We start from the raw sequence: 16,817 nt of genomic DNA on the forward strand, positions 1-16,817 counted from the left end.
CCCTCGATGCGCCCACTACCGCTACTGACCCTCTGGCTGCGCGGCTTCAGCCAGGTGTTCCTGCAACCCTCGCCGCTGTTCGGCCTGCTCTGCCTGGCCCTGATCGGCGCCTGCGCCCCCGGCCTGCTCCCCGGCGCCGTGATCGGCGCCACTGCCGGCCCGGCCTTCGCCCACCTGCTGCGCTGCCGCCAGGGCGACACAGACACCGGCCTGTACGGCTACAATGCCGTGCTGATCGGCCTGCTGCTGCCGCTGAAGTTCGCCTGGTCGCCCATGCTGGTGGCGCTCGCGCTGTTCGCCAGCCTCGCCAGTGTGTTGCTGCAGCGCCTACTGCTGCGCGCCTCGCGCCAGCGCCACGGCCTGCCGCCCTACACCCTGGCCTTCGTCCTGCTCGGCTGGACGCTGCCGGCGCTGGGCACGCTGCTGTCGCTGCCAGCTGCCGCGCCCATCGCCGGGCTGATCGAGCTGCCGCTGCCGACGCTGCTCGAAGCCACCTCCCGGGCCTTCGGCCAGGTGATCTTCCTCGACACCCCGCTGGCCGGCGCGCTGATCTTCCTCGGCCTGCTGCTGGGCGCCCCGCGCGCCGCCACCTGGGCGCTGTTCGGCGCGGTGATGGTGCTGCCGGTGGCGGTGTTCGCCGGCATTCCCCAGGGCGACGTACACAGCGGCCTGCTCGGCATGAACAGCGCCCTCGCCGCCCTCGCCCTGGCCCTGCGCGGCCCCGGCCCCTTCGCCCCGCTGGCCGGCGCCGTGCTGGCGCTCATCCTGCAACAGGCCATGGTCGCCCTGGGCATCCCCTTCATGACCGCGCCCTTCATCTTCGCCTGCCTGCTGGTATTGCTGAGCGAACGCCTGCTGCGCCCGGCCTCGCGCCGCGCACCGCTGGCCGGTAGCTGAGGCGGATTGCGCCGAGCGCCAACCGTGACGCCATGTCACATGGCAATCCCATCCAGGCCGGCACAGGTCAAGGCCGGCCCGGCTCCACGCCGCCATGCTGGCGAGGCGTGGGCGTGGTTTCCGACGACCGCCGCGCATTTTCCCGCCCGTGACGGCATAATCCGCGCCCTTCCGCGGCCCGCCGGGTTCGCGTTTCCATTTGCAAGCAGCGGTAAGGTCATGACACTTCCCTCCCCCACCCTGTTCCAACGCATCCAGCGCAGCAGCCTGGTGATGCGCATCTTCGTCGGCATGCTGGCCGGCATCGCCCTGGCGCTGGTCGCGCCCGACGCCGCCCTGGCCGTCGGCCTGCTCGGCAAACTGTTCATCGCGGCGCTCAAGGCCGTGGCGCCGGTGCTGGTCCTGGTGCTGGTCTGCGCCTCCATCGCCAACCACAAGGCCGGGCAGCGCACCCACATCCGCCCGATCCTGGCGCTGTACCTGCTGGGCACCTTCGCCGCCGCGGTGGTGGCGGTGGCGGCCAGCTTCGCCTTCCCCTCGACCCTGGTGCTCGACGCCCCGGCCAGCGGCAACGCTCCGCCCGGCGGCATCGGCGACGTGCTCAACGGCCTGCTGTTCAGCGTCGCCAGCAACCCGGTGAAGGCGCTGCTGGAGGCCAACTTCATCGGCATCCTGGCCTGGGCCGTGGGCCTCGGCCTGGCCCTGCGCCATGCCCGGCAGAGCACCCGCGACCTGCTCGACGACCTGGCCGGCGGGGTGACACTGATCGTCCGCGTGGTGATCGCCTTCGCCCCGCTGGGCATCTTCGGCCTGGTGGCCAGCACCTTCGCCGAATCCGGCCTCGATGCCCTGCTCGGCTACCTGCAGCTGCTCGCCGTGTTGCTGGGCTGCATGCTCTTCGTGGCGCTGGTGGTGAACCCGGCGATCGTGTTCTGGAAGCTGCGCCGCAACCCCTACCCGCTGGTCTTCACCTGCCTGCGCGAGAGCGGCGTGACCGCCTTCTTCACCCGCAGCTCGGCGGCCAACATCCCGGTCAACCTGCAGCTGTGCGAACGCCTGGGCCTGCACGAGGACACCTACTCGGTGTCGATCCCGCTGGGCGCCACCATCAACATGGCCGGCGCCGCCGTGACCATCAGCGTGCTGAGCCTGGCCGCGGCCCACACCCTGGGCATCGCCATCGACCTGCCCAGCGCCCTGCTGCTGTGCGTGGTCTCGGCGGTATGCGCCTGCGGCGCCTCCGGCGTGGCCGGCGGCTCGCTGCTGATGATCCCGCTGGCCTGCGGGCTGTTCGGCATCTCCGGCGAGGTGGCCATGCAGGTGGTGGCGGTGGGCTTCGTCATCAGCATCCTGCAGGACTCGGCGGAAACCGCGCTGAACTCCTCCACCGACGTGATCTTCACCGCCGCAGCCTGCCTGGCCGAGGAACCGGCAGCCGCCGAGGCGGGCCTGGGCGAGAAGCGCTGAACCAGGCGACGCGCCCCGCGGGGCGCGTCCCTGCATAAGTAAATAGCCTTTGGGTATTTAAGCGGCATATAACCCATGGGCATAATCGGGCGATCCAACACTGCCGAGAAGGAACCGCCCGTGAAACGACTCTTCGCCGCCTCCCTGCTGGCCGCCGGAATGGCCCTGGCCGGCGCCGCCCAGGCCGCGCCGCCGCTGCTCAACGTCTCCTACGACGTGATGCGCGACTTCTACAAGGAGTACAACCCCGCCTTCCAGAAGCACTGGGAAGCGGAGAAAGGCGAGAAGATCACCATCCAGATGTCCCACGGCGGCTCCAGCAAGCAGGCGCGCTCGGTGATCGACGGCCTGCCGGCCGACGTCATCACCATGAACCAGGCCACCGACATCGACGCCCTGGCCGACAACGGCGGCCTGGTGCCGAAGGACTGGGCCACCCGCCTGCCGAACAACAGCGCGCCCTTCACCTCGGCCACCGTGTTCATCGTGCGCAAGGGCAACCCCAAGGGCCTGCACGACTGGCCGGACCTGCTCAAGGACGGCGTGCAGGTGGTGGTGCCCAACCCGAAGACCTCGGGCAACGGCCGCTACACCTACCTTTCCGCCTGGGGCTACTCGCTCAAGCACGGCGGCGATGAAGCCAAGGCCAAGGAATTCGTCGGCCAGCTGTTCAAGCACGTGCCGGTGCTGGATACCGGCGGCCGCGCGGCGACCACCACCTTCATGCAGAACCAGATCGGCGACGTGCTGGTGACCTTCGAGAACGAGGCCGAGATGATCGCCCGCGAATTCGGCCGCGGCGGCTTCGAGGTGGTCTACCCGAGCGTTTCCGCCGAAGCCGAGCCGCCGGTGGCGGTGGTCGACAAGGTGGTCGAGAAGAAAGGCACCCGCGAACAGGCCGAGGCCTACCTGAAATACCTGTGGTCCGACGAGGGCCAGACCATCGCCGCCGACAACTACCTGCGCCCGCGCAACCCGGCGATCCTGGCCAAGTACGCCGACCGCTTCCCGAAAGTGGACTTCTTCTCGGTGGAGAAGACCTTCGGCGACTGGCGCACGGTGCAGAAGACGCACTTCGCCGATGGCGGGGTGTTCGACCAGATCTACAGCGGCAACTGATAGCGCCAGCTGCGCCGAGGCGCTCTTCGTAGGATGGGTTGAGCTTGCGATACCCATGCTGCCGTGGTGATGGGTATCGCTTCGCTCAACACCATCCTACGAAAAGCCGTGCTTCCTGGAGCCGTAGGAGCGGACCTTGTCCGCGATGGCCGGACGTCCCGGCGCGATTCGCGGATAAGATCCGCTCCTACGCTGCCCCACCACTCCATTCCCCTGTAGGAGCGCGCCCTGCGCGCGATTCGCGGGCAGGGCAAATGCCGTGCCTCTCGGCCAGGGCAGGCCTGCGGCCCCCTCACCCTAACCCTCTCCGTTCGGAGTGCGTTGGTATTTCGACGTTAGCCGGCCAGCACAGGGATTGCCGGCTGAAACCAGGCCGCCTCTCGGCACGGACCAGCCCCCTCTCCCTCCGGGAGAGGGCTGGGGTGAGGGGAAAGCCCGCGCGCCGATGTCATCGCGCCCTGCGCATGAATCGCGGACGGAACCCCCACCTCCTCAACGCGGCCGCCACCCCACCTCGCGCAACGCCTCCAGCAGGCGCTCCCCGCCCAATGCCGGCACCAGCGTGCCGTCCGCCGAGCTCATCTCGCGGCCGGCCAGGATGGCGTTGACGATGGCTTCCTCCACCGCCTCCGCCGCCGCGGCGAACAGCGGCGAGATGTGCTCGTTGTTGAGCATCTGCAGCGGCGTGCTCTGCGGCAGGCCCTTGCGCCCGTAGTCGGCCGGCGGCAGGTCCCGGTTGCCGGTGGCGAAGGCCAGGAAGATGTCGCCGCTGCTGTCCTCGGTGCCGCCGCCGGTGCGGGCGATGCCGATGGAGGCACGCTGCGCCAGGCGCTGGCACTGGTGCGGCAGCAGCGGCGCGTCGGTGGCGATGATGACTACGATTGAGCCCATGCCCGGCTCGCCCTTTTCCGCGAAGGGCGAGGGAATGTCGCCCAGCACCCGGCCCACCGGGTAGCCGTCGACGCGCAGTTCGCGGCGCTGGCCGTGGTTGGCCTGGACCAGCACGCCCACCGTCCAGCCGCCCTGCTCCGCCGGCAGCTTGCGCGAGGCGCTGCCGATGCCGCCCTTGAACTCGTGGCAGATCATCCCGGTGCCGCCGCCCACCGGGCCTTCGGTCACCGGCCCGGACTCGGCGCCGGCCAGGGCCTGGCGCACCTGCTCGGGGCCGACGTGCTGGCCCCAGATGTCGTTGAGCAGACCGTCGTAGGTCTCCATCACCACCGGCATGCACCAGTACACTGCCGGGTCGCCCAAGGCGTCGCGCTCGGCGGCCACCAGGGCGTCGCGCACCACGCCGACGCTGTGGGTGTTGGTGATGGCGATGGGCGTAGTCAGCAGGCCGGCCTCGCGGATCCACTCCAGGCCCGTGGCATCGCCGTTGCCGTTGAGCACATGGACGCCGGCGAAGCAGGGTTGCAGGCGGGCCTCGCCGGCGCGGGGCTGGACAATGGTGACGCCGGTGCACACCTGCTTGCCATCGCGCTCGGCGATCAGCGTGCTGTGGCCGACGCGGACGCCGGGGACATCGGTGATGGCATTGAATGCGCCGGGCGTGCCCAGGCCCAGGGTGATGCCGAGTTGACGAGCGCGCATGGGGACTCCTGTGGTCTTCAGAGTTTCTGGAAAGCCGGGCTCAACTTGCCGTAGGTGCCGTAGAGAATCACCGACACGGCCAGTATCCCGATAATGGTCATCACATCCCGCGCCGAGGCTTCCAGCAACAGGTTGAGCAGCAGGTAGCCGGCGCCGACCACCGCCAGCAGCGCCGGCAGCGGCCACAGCGGCATGCGGTAGGGATGCTCGCGGTCGCGGCGCAGCACGCGGCTGAACAGCGCGCACAGGGCCACCACCAGGTAGATCAGCACCAGCAGCAGCACGGTGAAGGAAGTCAGTTCCTCCAGGTTGGAGCTGAAGCTCAGCGCCGCCGAGGGCACGCCGAGGAACAGCGTGGCCAGCCAGGGCGACTCCCAGCGCGGGTGGATGCGGGTGAAGGCGCGGTTCAGCGTTGGCGTCCAGAGGGCGTCGCGGCCGCTGCTGAAGATCACCCGGCCGACCTGGATGACGATCGCGACTATGGCGTTGAACACCGAGAGGAAGATGCCGGCGCTGACCAGCCGCGACAGCGTGGCGTTGCCGTGGGCAGTGAGCAGGTAGCCGATGGGGTCGGGGCTGGCGAGCATGTCCTTGAGCGAGGGCGCGCCGATCAGCAGCGCGGTCAGCGGCACCAGCTCGATCACCACCACCAGCACCAGCGACCAGAGCACCGCGCGGTGCACGCTGCGGCCGCCGTCCTTCATGTCCTCGGCCAGCAGCACGGCGCCGCCGAAGCCGTTGTAGGAGAACACCGCTGTGCCCACCGCGCCTATCACCAGCGCCCAGGGCGCCGCCGCCAGCGCGCCGCCGCTCAGCGTCTGCGGCTGCAGCAGCACGCTCAGCGGCTGGCTGGCGTGGCCGAAACCGAGCACCACTATCACCAGCAGCGCGGCCACTTCGCAGAGCAGGAAGACGCCGGTGACCCAGGCGTTGACACGGATGTTGAGGATGCCCAGCACGTAGCTGGCGGCGACTATGACCAGGGCCACGGTCTGGGTGTCGAACTGCGTGCCCAGCGCGCCGTTGAGGTAGGTGGCCGCGCCCGTGGCCAGCACCGGCGGGATGAACAGCAGCGAGACCAGCACGGCGAGGAAGGTGGCGTAGCCGGCCATGCCGCCGAACACCCGCTTGGCGTAGACGTACTCGCCACCGGCCGAGCTGTGCGCGCGGCCCAGCTCGGCGTAGCACCAGGCGAACATCAGCGCCAGCGCCGCGGCCATGACGAAGGCCAGGAAGGCGCCGCTGCCGGCCTGCTGGATGGCGAAGGGGGCGATGACGAATACGCTGCTGGCGGGGGTGACCGCCGAGACGGTGATGGCGACCACGTCGAACACGCCCAGGCTGGGCTTGAGCGCGCCGTCCGGCGCTGCGGGAGAGCTCATGTCGTTTTCCTCGAATTGTTATTGGTGGTTGAGGCAGGAACGAAAACCCTTGTGGCGCCCTCTGCGCGGGGCGCTGCATGGCCCGCAGTCTGGGCGGCCGGGCCCTGGCGGCCAATCACCATTTGGGGTTACGCCCCTTGACGGCGGGGCCTGAAAAAGAGGAAACCGGGTGACCTTTCGCGCCGGAGCCCCGGGGATGCACAACCTGTTTCGCGAAGTCGGCATGCACGCCAACCTCGGCCGCGCCATCGAGCAGATCGGCCAGCCGCGCTTCTGGAAGCAGCTGATCCTGCTGCTGCACCAGTGGCTGCCGTTCGACAACGCCCTGGCGGCCTTCTACCCCGCCAACGCCACCCCGGTGGCGCTGGAGGAATACGACGCCGATCCACAGGCCGTCTCGGCGGCCATGCCCGCCTACCTCAGCGGCCTGTACCAGCTCGACCCCTTCTACCAGGCCTGCCGCGAAGGCCTGCCCAGCGGCCTGTACCGCCTGGAGGAAGTCGCCCCGGACCAGTTCCGCCAGAGCGAATACTTCCTCAACTACTTCCACGACAACGTGCTGGAAGACGAGGTGCAGTTCATCCTGCAGTTGCCCGGCCAGGGCGCGCTGTCGCTGTCCCTGGGCATGCGCAAGCCGTTCGACGCCGCACAGTGCGGCCTGCTGGCGATGCTCTGCCCCTGGGTGCTGGCGCTGATGCAGCAGCACTGGCAGCAACGCAGCCAGCGCCTGCTGCCGGCGAACCCGGAGGGCGTGGCCACCCAGGTGCGCGACGCCCTCAGCCACTTCGGCGCCGGGGTGCTCTCCGAGCGCGAGCTGGAGATCGCCCGGCTGATCCTGCGCGGCTACTCCTCCAAGGCCATGGCCGAGCGCCTGGCCATCTCCCCGGAGACCATCAAGGTCCACCGCCGGCACCTCTACGCCAAGCTGGACATCTCCTCGCAGCCGGAGCTGTTCTCGCTGTTCCTGCAGTCCCTCGGACACGACCCGGAGAACCCCTGAGGCAGGCTCCATCGACCCGGCGAATGCGCCCGCGCGGGGAGCTTCGCGGCCTGAATGGACGTGTCCGGAGAGACAGCAGCCTGTCCGCCGCGGCCACTGGCCGGCTCGGGCCGGGCCCCTAGACTGAAGGCCGTCCAAACGACAATCACAAGAGGACAGCCCGATGAATGCCCGCGCCAAGTTCACCCACATGGAAGACGGCAGCGTCGAGGACTGGTCGATCATCGCCCAGGACTTCGCCGCCTATGCCACCCAGTTGCCCGACCGCATCCTCGCCCACCTGCGCCTGCTCGACGGCGACTTCGGCGGCTTCCCGGTGGACCGCCTGAGCCACTCGCTGCAGACCGCCACCCTGGCCCACCGCGACGGCCGCGACGAGGAATACGTGGTCTGCGCCCTGCTCCACGACATCGGCGACACCCTCGGTTCCTACAACCACGCCGACATCGCCGCGGCCATCCTCAAGCCCTTCGTCAGCCCGGAGAACCACTGGATGATCGAGAAGCACGCGATCTTCCAGGGCTACTACTTCTTCCACCACCTGGGCCTGGACCGCCACCTGCGCGAGCAGTTCAAGGACCATCCGCAGTTCGAGCAGACCATCGAGTTCTGCGCGCGCTACGACGCCGCGGCCTTCGACCCCGAGGGCGAGACGCTGCCGCTGGAGTTCTTCGAGCCGATGCTGCGGCGCGTCTTCGCCAAGCCGCGGCAGTCCATCTACATGGCGCGGGACGCCGACTGAAACCGGCCGCCGGCCGGGGCGATGAATCGTCACTGGCCGGCGGATGGGCGCTTGGTTAAGATCCCCAGGTCGTACTTGTGGAAGGCGCACGTCAGAATGCGCCATCACCGATCAGGGATAATCCGAGCGCATGAAGCCCAACCGTTCCGAAACGCCGTCCCGACCTGGCGCCGCCCCTCTGCGCGAGTACCATTCGCGCGTCCTGGCCTACCTCGCCGTGGCCGCCACCGTCAGCGCCGGCACCTTCAGCCAGTACTTCGGCTACGACGCGCTCTGGATGGTCCCCTACGCCCTGCTCTACCCGCACCTGGCGCAGAACCTGAGCCGCCGCTACAAGCACAGCCACCCGCAGCAGACACGCCTGGTCCTGCAGGCCCTGGACGCCCTGCACACCGGCGCCGGCGCCGCGCTGCTGGGCTTCTCGGCGGTGCCGGCGCTGATGCTGGTGCTGATCCTGGCCTTCTCCTCGCTGGTCGTCGGCGGCCTGCGCACCCTCGGCCTGGCCCTGCTGATGGCGCTGAGCGCCGCGGTGCTCACCGGCGCGCTGGCCGGCCCGGGCTTCAAGGGCAACGCGCCGCTGCTGGTGAACCTGGTCAGCGTGCTGTTCTGCGCCTTCTACATCTGCGTCACCGCCTACTTCACCCACCAGCAGGGCCTGCGCCTGGCCCAGGTGCGCGGCGAGATCGCCCGCGAGCAGGAAAAGGCCGCGCGGCTGGCGCACAACCTGGCCAAGTACCTGTCGCCGCAGGTCTGGGAATCCATCTTCAGCGGCAAGCGCAGCGTGCGCCTGGAAACCCAGCGCAAGAAGCTCACGGTGTTCTTCTCCGACATCAAGGGCTTCACCGAGCTGTCCGAGGAGCTGGAGGCCGAAACCCTGACCGACATGCTCAACAACTACCTCAACGAAATGTCGAAGATCGCCCTCAAGTACGGCGGCACCATCGACAAGTTCGTCGGCGACTGCGTGATGGTGTTCTTCGGCGACCCCGCCACCCAGGGCGCGAAGAAGGACGCCGTGGCCGCGGTGTCCATGGCCGTGGCCATGCGCAAGCACATGAAGGTGATGCGCCAGCAGTGGCGCGCCCAGGGCATCACCAAGCCGCTGGAGGTGCGCATGGGCATCAACACCGGCTACTGCACGGTGGGCAACTTCGGCGCCGAAACGCGCATGGACTACACCATCATCGGCCGCGAGGTGAACCTCGCCAGCCGCCTGGAAAGCGCCGCCGAGGCCGGCGAGATCCTCCTCAGCCACGAGACCTACTCGCTGGTGAAGGACGTGATCATGTGCCGCGACAAGGGCCAGATCAGCGTCAAGGGCTTCAGCAAGCCGGTGCAGATCTACCAGGCGGTGGACTTCCGCCGCGACCTGGGCGCCAACCCCAGCTTCATCGAGCACGAGCTGCCGGGGTTCTCCATGTACCTGGACACCAACAACGTGCAGAACTTCGACAAGGACCGGGTGATCCAGGCGCTGCAGCAGGCGGTGGAGAAGCTCAAGGACAAGATCATTCTTTGAGCTTGTGCCGCTGGCTGCCTTTGTAGGAGCGAGCTTGCTCGCGAACGGGGTTTGCCGGTGGCTGCGGTGCTGGGTAATTAGAGCACCCTCTCCCCAACCCTCTCCCTGAAGGGAGAGGGGGCTGTCCTGAGCGGGCTGCAAGTCAGGCACCATCCTTCCACCCCGTCATTCCCGCGAACGCGCACTACTGTCCGGAATATTTTCGAGGGGGCGTCTGGAGGGCTTGCGGGGGCTGAAGGCACGGGTTAAACCGTTGAGCGCCAACTCAACCTCACAGCCCCGCAAGATGTTCAGGATAAGCCGTTTTCACGATGTACTAAAAGCGCTGCCTCGCGGCGTCTTCGATCGACTGGTCGCCGAACACGGCGCCGACAAGCACAGCAAGCGCTTTGGCAGTTGGGATCACCTGGTCGCCATGGTGTATGCCCAGCTGGCCGGCGTGAGCAGCCTGCGGGCGCTTGAAACCAGCTTCAACAGCCATCCCCATCAGCACTATCACCTGGGTACGGGCCCGATCCGGCGTTCCACCCTGGCCGACGCCAACGAACGCCGTAATACCGAGGTCTTCGCCCAGGTTGCGCACTACCTGATGGCGGGCGTCTGCCGGCAGTTACGCCGTGACGGGAAGGAACTGCTGTACCTGCTGGACTCCACCACGAACACCCTCAAGGGCCCTGGCTTCGACGAATGGACGTTGTCCAATCGAACCCGCTCCCAGGGGCTGAAAGTCCATGTGCTGTATGCCGAGCAGGCGGCGGCGCCGGTGCATTGCAGCTTCAGCGCAGCCAACGTCAACGACATCGACGAAGGCCGGACGCTGGGTATCGAGCCACAGGCCACCTACGTATTCGACAAGGGCTATTACGACTTCAACTGGTGGGCGAGCCTGGATGCCCAGAAGGCCCGCTTCGTCACACGATTCAAGTCCAATGTGCAGCTCAAGGTCCTGGCCCAGCGCGAGGTTCCCCAGCAAGACCGGGAAACGATCCTGCGAGACGAAGAGGTGAGTTTCTCCAACCGCAACCCAGGTGGCCGACGGCGTAATCACTACACCCAGCCCCTGCGGCGAATCCTAGTGAACCGCCCAGGCGATGAGCCGCCTCTGAGCCTGGCGACCAACGACCTGAGCAGCCCGGCGGCAGAAATCGCCGAGCGCTATCGGGATCGCTGGCGGATCGAGCTGTTTTTCAAATGGATCAAGCAGCACCTGAAGGTCAGGCGTTTCCTGGGCCGTAGCGAGAATGCCGTGCGCATCCAGATTCTCTGTGCGCTGATCAGCTACTTGCTGCTGAACCTTTACCAACGCAGGACGGGAACGCGGCAGAGCCTGTGGATGCTGATGGTGGAGGTACAGGCGACGCTGTTTCAGCGTCCTGGTCTGGAGGCCGAACGTTACCGACGACGGCAGGAGCGAATACGCGAGATCAACCTGCGTCAGGGGCAGCTGTTAATAGCATGAGGCGTGCCGGACAGCAGTGCGCGAACGCGGGAGCCCAGAGACTTTGGGGTGACTCCTTTCCCTCTCCCTGAAGGAAGAGGGGCCGTTCGGAGCAGTTGGGCTTTCCAGAGTCAGCCGGCAGCTCCAGAGTTGCCGGCCGACACCAAATCCTTTCTCGGCACGGACAGCTCCCTCTCCCTTCAGGGAGAGGGTTGGGGAGAGGGGACGGAGTCAACCTGAAACACGACAGCCACCGGTAAACCTCGTTCGCGAGCAAGAACTAGGCGTCCCCCTCGCTCCTACAATCTCCCCGCCCATAAAAAAGCCCGCTGCGGGGGCGGGCTTGAAGGAGGCGCGGCGCTTCACGTCGCCGCGCCCAACCGGAGAACCGGGAGGTATCAGGCGGCCTGGGCCTCCTTGGCTTCCAGCGCCGACGGGCCGGCGGCCAGTTCGCGGTCCAGCTGCGCGGAGTCCAGCTGCTTGCACCACTTGGCAACCACCACGGTGGCCACGCCGTTGCCCACCAGGTTGGTCAGCGCGCGGGCCTCGGACATGAAGCGGTCGATGCCGAGGATCAGCGCCAGGCCGGCGACCGGCAGGTGGCCCACGGCGGACAGGGTGGCGGCCAGGACGATGAAGCCCGAACCGGTGACGCCCGCCGCGCCCTTGGAGGCGATCAGCAGCACCAGCAGCAGGGTCAGCTGGTGAGTGATGTCCATCGGGGTGTCGGTGGCCTGGGCGATGAATACCGCGGCCATGGTCAGGTAGATCGAGGTGCCGTCGAGGTTGAACGAGTAGCCGGTGGGGATCACCAGGCCGACCACGCTCTTGTCGCAGCCCAGCTTCTCCATCTTGGCGATCATCCGCGGCAGCGCGGACTCCGACGAGGAAGTGCCGAGAACGATCAGCAGCTCCTCGCGGATGTACTTGATGAACTTCAGGATGTTGAAGCCGTGGGCGCGGGCGATGCCGCCCAGGACGATGAGCACGAACAGCAGGCAGGTGATGTAGAAGCAGGCCATCAGCTGGCCCAGCTGCACCAGCGAACCCACGCCGTAGGCGCCGATGGTGAAGGCCATGGCGCCGAAGGCACCGATGGGAGCGACCTTCATGATCACGTTGATGATGTTGAACATCACCTGGGTGAAGCGCTCGATGAACTGGAAGATCGGCTGGCCGTAGCTGCCCAGGCGGTGCAGCGCGTAGCCGAACAGCACGGAGAAGAACAGCACCTGCAGGATGTCACCGTTGGCGAAGGCGCCGACTACGGTGTTGGGGATGATGTTCATCAGGAAGTCGACGGTGCTCTGCTTCGCGCCGGCGGCCGCGTAGGCGGCGATCTTGCTGGTATCCAGGCTGGCCGGGTCGACGTGCATGCCGGCGCCGGGCTGGACCACGTTGACCACCACCAGGCCGATGATCAGCGCGATGGTCGAGACGATCTCGAAGTACAGCAGGGCCATGCCGCCGGTCTTGCCTACAGCCTTCATGCTCTGCATGCCGGCGATGCCGGTGACCACGGTGCAGAAGATGATCGGCGCGATGGCCATCTTGATCAGTTTGACGAAGCCGTCGCCCAGGGGCTTCATCAGCACGGCGGTCTGCGGATAGTAGTGGCCCAGGGCGATGCCGATGGCGATGGCGATCAGCACCTGCACGTACAGGCTCTTGTAGAAGGGTTGCTTGGTCATTGCGGCAGGGTCCTCTTGAGCTGGCGGCCCGCCTTCCTGGCGGCGGCGCGTTGCCCGAAGCGTTATCTCCCTTCAGTGGGAGAATTTGTTTTCGTCCTGCCCGTCGGCAGGCCTTGAACCCTATTGGCAAGCCCTGTGCCAAATCGCCATCTTTATATTTTTACTTTATTTTCAATATCTTACAAAAACACCAAAGCGACATGCGGGCCGATCGATGGCGGAAACCCGCCAAGCCCGCGGCGGGTTTCCCGCCACTTGGCGGGTATCCGCCAGGGCCCGTCGTGGCTTAGATTTGTTCGCGCGGCTGCCACGCACCGGTAGCCGGCACACACGCAGCAGAACAAGGAAAACCCATGCGTGAACGCACCATCGCCAGCCATTTCGTCCGCGCCGCCCTGCGCGGCGCCCGCCAGCAGGGTCACGACCCCCTGCCGCTGCTGCGCGCCGCCGGCATCCAGCCGGCCTTGCTCGAAGAGCCGCGGGCGCGGGTCTCGCCGGAGCAGTTCGGCCGGCTGATCCAGCTGGTCTGGGAAGACCTCGACGACGAGTACATGGGCTTCGGCGAGGTGCGCAGCAAGCGCGGCACCTTCGCCATGATGTGCCACGCCATCATCCAGTGCCGCACCCTGGAGAAGGCCCTGGGCCGCGGCGCGCTCTTCTACGACCTGTTCCCCGCCGCGCCGCGCATCGAGCTGCGCCGCGACGGCGAGCGCGCCGAACTGGTCATCGACCACAGCGCGCTGCAGGACCCGGAACACTTCCTCACCGAGAGCCTGCTGGTGATCTGGCATCGCCTGGGCAGTTGGCTGATCGGCCAACGCATCCGCCTGGACGAAGCCCGCTTCGCCTATCCCGAGCCGGCCCACGCCGCCGAGTACGACCTGCTGTTCCCCTGCCCGCGGCGCTTCGCCGCCGACAGCACCGGGCTGAGCTTCCACGCGCGCTACCTGGACATGCCCCTGCTGCAGGACGAGCGCAGCCTCAAGCACTTCCTCAAGGACTCCCCGGCCGACCTGCTGGCCCGCCCGGACGGCGGCGACAGCCTGACCAGCCAGATCCGCCGCCTGCTCGGCCGCGACTGCCGGCGCTGGCCGGACCTGGAAAGCGTGGCGCAGCAGTTGCACATGAGCCCGCAGACGCTGCGCCGCCACCTGCGCGAGGAAGGCCCGAACTTCCAGGAACTCAAGGACCAGCTGCGCCGCGACCTGGCCATCTACCACCTGGGCCGCGACGAACTGTCGATCCAGGACATCGCCGACCAGCTCGGCTTCTCCGAGCCCTCGGCGTTCCACCGCGCGTTCAAGAAATGGACCGGGCTGACGCCGGGGGCGTACCGGGCGCGGCAGGGGGAGTGATGTCGCTAGTGAAATGGCGGGAGAGGCGCTAGCATTGCGCGACTACTCACCAAGGAAGGTACGCAAGCGATGGAAGAAAATCCCTACGTCCAGCCGAAGGCCACGGTGCACGAACAGGAATCCGCCAACAAGGCTCTGCGCATGGCCGAGCTGCACATCTCCCAGGCCTGGATCGGCGCTTGCATCGGCAGCGCATTGGCCGCCATGGTGGTGGTCCACGGGTTGAGCCGGGGTGGATTGCCCCACCTGCTCATCCAGGCCACCGGCATCAGCGCAGCCGTGCTGCTAGCGCTCGCACTCGGCGTCTATCGCAAGAGCCGTGTCTGCGCGGCGCTGCTGCTGATGTACCAGCTCTGCACCCTGTTCCTGGTGGCCTTTCTGGGGCGGATGACACTGACGGCGCTGATCGCGGCACTCTTCACCTACCTGTTCGCCCAGGGTTTGCTCGGCTGTATCCGCTATCACCGCTTGAAGCACCTGGCGCAGACCTGATTCGTAAGTGCGCATGACGCCTACGGTTCCTGGCAAGCACCGATGCAGAAGCGCGCCCTGCGTGCCTTTCGCCGCCTCTACCCCGGCAAACGGATGCGGAAGCAGGCGCCGCCCAGTTCGGAGTCGTCCAGCGCCAGGCTGCCGCCGTAGCTGTCGAGGATGTCCATCACCACCGCCGTGCCTATGCCCTGCCCCGGGTGCTGGGTGTCCAGCCGCTCGCCGCGCTGGAGGATGCGCTGGCGCTGGTCCGGGGGGATGCCCGGGCCGTCGTCTTCCACCCGCAGTTCGTAGCCGCCGTCCTGCTGGCGGGCGCTGATGCGCACGCGGGCCAGGCACAGGCGGTAGGCGTTCTCCAGCAGGTTGCCGAGCAGTTCCAGCAGCGCGCCCTGCTCCAGCGGCAGGCTCAGGTGCTCAGGGAAGTCGCGTTCGAGGATCACCCGCTTGTCGCGGTAGACCTTGTCCAGCGCGCCGGCCAGGGTGTCCAGCAGCGGGCCGAGCTGCACGCGGTGGCGCACCAGGCCGCTCTTGCGCAGGCTGGCGCGCTGCAACTGGTAGCCGATCTGCTGGCTCATGCGCTCGATCTGGCTCTGCAGCACCTGCACCTGCTCGCGGTTGCGCGGCTCGTCGGCGAGGTTTTCGCTCACCCCTTGCAGCACCGCCAGCGGCGTCTTCAGGCTGTGCGCAAGGTCCGCCAGGGAGTTGCGGTAACGCTCGCGCTGGCTGCGCTCGCCGTCCAGCAGGCGGTTCAGCGAGTCGGTCAGGCGCAGCATCTCGCTGGGGTGTTCGTCGCTCAGGCGTTCGCGCTCGCCAGCCTCGATCTGGTCCAGCTCCTCGCGTATTCCGCGCATGGAGCGGAAGCCCCAGCCCAGGCCGAGCCAGAGCAGCCCGAGCAACAGCAGCAGCGCGCCGCCGAGCCAGATGTACAGCTGCTCGCGGAAGCCGTGCACCAGCTCGCGGAAGGCGCTCACCGGCTGCATGGTGACGATGCTGTAGGCGGCCTGCTTGCCGCCCACCAGGTCGATCTCCACGTCGTAGACGAAGAATTCGTTGCCGTGGTCGTCGCGGGCGCGGGTGAACACATCGGGCTCGCCGTCGTAGAGCGGCACGTACTGCACGCTCTCGTCCTGGGTCGAGGTGGAGCGCCAGACCATCCGCCCCTCGCGGTCGTAGATGTAGCCCAGCAGCTTGGACTCCGGCAGGTTGAAGTCCTCCACCGCCAGGTGCTCCGGCATGCTCAGGCGGTCGCCGTCGATGCGCGCGGACGACACCAGGGTGGCGACATCCGAGGCCAGGCGCTGCTGGATGGCGTTCACCAGGGCGATGCTGAACGCCCGCTGCAACGCCGGCAGCAGGGCCAGCATGAAGAGGATCGCCAGGGCCGCGGCCCCGAGCATCAGGCGCAGGCGCAGCGAGCGCATCAGCGGCAACGCTCGGTGAACAGGTAGCCCTGGCCGCGCACGGTGTCGATCGGGCGGAAGCCCTCGTGGCTCTCCAGCTTGCGCCGCAGGCGGCCGACCAGCACCTCGATGACGTTGGGGTCGCGCTCGTCGTCGTCCGGGTAGAGTTGCTCGATCAGCCGCTCCTTGCTCACCACCTGCTGGTGGTGGCGCATGAGGTATTCGAGGATGCGGTACTCGAAGGCGGTCAGGCCCAGGGTCTGGCCGGCCACCGTGGCCTGCTTGCGGTTCAGGTCGAGCAGCAGCGGGCCGGCCTCGATGGTGGCCTGGACGAAGCCGCTGGAGCGGCGCAGCAGGGCGTTCAGGCGCGCTTCCAGTTCCTCGAACTGGAACGGCTTGACCACGTAGTCGTCGGCGCCGGCGGCCAGGCCCTCGACCTTGTCCTGCCAGTTGCCGCGGGCGGTGAGGATGAGGATCGGGAAGGCCTTGCCCTGGCTGCGGAACTCGCGGATCAGGTCCAGGCCGCTCATGCCCGGCAGGCCGAGGTCGATGATCGCCAGGTCGTGATGGTATTCGTGGGCCCGGTACAGGGCCTCTTCGGCGTTGCCCACGGCGTCGACCACGTGGCCCTGTTCGCCGAGGCGGGTGTACAGGTGATGACGCAACAGCGCCTCGTCCTCCACCACCAGTAGTTTCATGGGACTTCCTCCTTATGCGGGGCCGGG

14 protein-coding genes are annotated in these 16,817 nt (G+C 67.6%); 9 read left to right on the forward strand and 5 right to left on the reverse strand.

Annotation, left to right across the window (positions count from 1 at the left end; translation table 11 throughout):
• Positions 1-6 precede the first annotated feature (6 nt).
• The 3 genes from PcP3B5_RS20260 to PcP3B5_RS20270 all read left to right on the forward strand — a co-directional run bounded on the left by PcP3B5_RS20260 (position 7) and on the right by PcP3B5_RS20270 (position 3,483).
• Positions 7-897: an urea transporter gene (locus PcP3B5_RS20260; protein ID WP_061562271.1), complete on the forward strand. Its 891-nt coding sequence runs from the start codon at positions 7-9 to the stop codon at positions 895-897.
• Positions 898-1,116: 219 nt separating this feature from the next.
• Positions 1,117-2,364 (forward strand): serine/threonine transporter SstT, encoded by a 1,248-nt coding sequence (sstT, locus tag PcP3B5_RS20265; protein ID WP_043270674.1) that lies wholly within the window; start codon positions 1,117-1,119, stop codon positions 2,362-2,364.
• A 120-nt stretch (positions 2,365-2,484) separates the two neighbouring features.
• Entirely contained in the window at positions 2,485-3,483 is a 999-nt protein-coding gene (locus tag PcP3B5_RS20270) for a sulfate ABC transporter substrate-binding protein (protein ID WP_024128603.1), read from the forward strand.
• 492 nt (positions 3,484-3,975) lie between these two features.
• Here the strand turns inward: PcP3B5_RS20270 and PcP3B5_RS20275 are convergent, their stop codons facing one another.
• Both PcP3B5_RS20275 and PcP3B5_RS20280 read right to left on the reverse strand, forming a co-directional pair.
• Positions 3,976-5,076 (reverse strand): DmpA family aminopeptidase, encoded by a 1,101-nt coding sequence (locus PcP3B5_RS20275; protein ID WP_061562272.1) that lies wholly within the window; start codon positions 5,074-5,076, stop codon positions 3,976-3,978.
• A gap of 17 nt (positions 5,077-5,093) precedes the next feature.
• Positions 5,094-6,458, reverse strand: coding sequence for an APC family permease (locus tag PcP3B5_RS20280; RefSeq protein ID WP_061562273.1), 1,365 nt, complete (start codon positions 6,456-6,458; stop codon positions 5,094-5,096).
• A gap of 196 nt (positions 6,459-6,654) precedes the next feature.
• Here PcP3B5_RS20280 and PcP3B5_RS20285 point away from each other — a divergent pair, with 196 nt between their 5' ends.
• The 4 genes from PcP3B5_RS20285 to PcP3B5_RS20300 all read left to right on the forward strand — a co-directional run bounded on the left by PcP3B5_RS20285 (position 6,655) and on the right by PcP3B5_RS20300 (position 11,178).
• A complete protein-coding gene (locus PcP3B5_RS20285) occupies positions 6,655-7,458 on the forward strand; it encodes a LuxR family transcriptional regulator (RefSeq protein ID WP_043270680.1) in 804 nt (267 codons plus the stop codon).
• 163 nt (positions 7,459-7,621) lie between these two features.
• Positions 7,622-8,200, forward strand: coding sequence for an HD domain-containing protein (locus PcP3B5_RS20290; RefSeq protein ID WP_043270682.1), 579 nt, complete (start codon positions 7,622-7,624; stop codon positions 8,198-8,200).
• A gap of 130 nt (positions 8,201-8,330) precedes the next feature.
• Entirely contained in the window at positions 8,331-9,719 is a 1,389-nt protein-coding gene (locus PcP3B5_RS20295; protein WP_058490360.1) for an adenylate/guanylate cyclase domain-containing protein, read from the forward strand.
• 286 nt (positions 9,720-10,005) lie between these two features.
• Positions 10,006-11,178 carry an IS4 family transposase gene (locus tag PcP3B5_RS20300; protein ID WP_070065536.1) on the forward strand — a complete coding sequence of 391 codons (1,173 nt, stop codon included), beginning with the start codon at positions 10,006-10,008 and terminating at the stop codon, positions 11,176-11,178.
• 377 nt (positions 11,179-11,555) lie between these two features.
• Here PcP3B5_RS20300 and PcP3B5_RS20305 read toward each other — a convergent pair whose 3' ends face one another.
• Complete coding sequence (locus PcP3B5_RS20305) at positions 11,556-12,848, reverse strand: dicarboxylate/amino acid:cation symporter (RefSeq protein ID WP_043270686.1); 1,293 nt, start codon at positions 12,846-12,848, stop codon at positions 11,556-11,558.
• Between the two features lie 353 nt (positions 12,849-13,201).
• Here PcP3B5_RS20305 and PcP3B5_RS20310 point away from each other — a divergent pair, with 353 nt between their 5' ends.
• Positions 13,202-14,203: an AraC family transcriptional regulator gene (locus PcP3B5_RS20310; RefSeq protein WP_009616959.1), complete on the forward strand. Its 1,002-nt coding sequence runs from the start codon at positions 13,202-13,204 to the stop codon at positions 14,201-14,203.
• Between the two features lie 69 nt (positions 14,204-14,272).
• Positions 14,273-14,695, forward strand: coding sequence for a hypothetical protein (locus PcP3B5_RS20315; RefSeq protein ID WP_058490361.1), 423 nt, complete (start codon positions 14,273-14,275; stop codon positions 14,693-14,695).
• Between the two features lie 77 nt (positions 14,696-14,772).
• On the opposite strand, the gene PcP3B5_RS20320 is transcribed toward PcP3B5_RS20315, so the two are convergent.
• On the reverse strand, positions 14,773-16,116 hold the full coding sequence (locus tag PcP3B5_RS20320) for an ATP-binding protein (protein ID WP_024128601.1): 1,344 nt from the start codon (positions 16,114-16,116) through the stop codon (positions 14,773-14,775).
• On the reverse strand, positions 16,113-16,790 hold the full coding sequence (locus PcP3B5_RS20325; RefSeq protein ID WP_061562275.1) for a response regulator: 678 nt from the start codon (positions 16,788-16,790) through the stop codon (positions 16,113-16,115). The genes PcP3B5_RS20320 and PcP3B5_RS20325 overlap by 4 nt, the downstream gene beginning before the upstream one ends.
• Positions 16,791-16,817 lie beyond the last annotated feature (27 nt).

The sequence above is a fragment of the Pseudomonas citronellolis genome, from assembly GCF_001586155.1.
GTDB lineage: Bacteria > Pseudomonadota > Gammaproteobacteria > Pseudomonadales > Pseudomonadaceae > Pseudomonas > Pseudomonas citronellolis.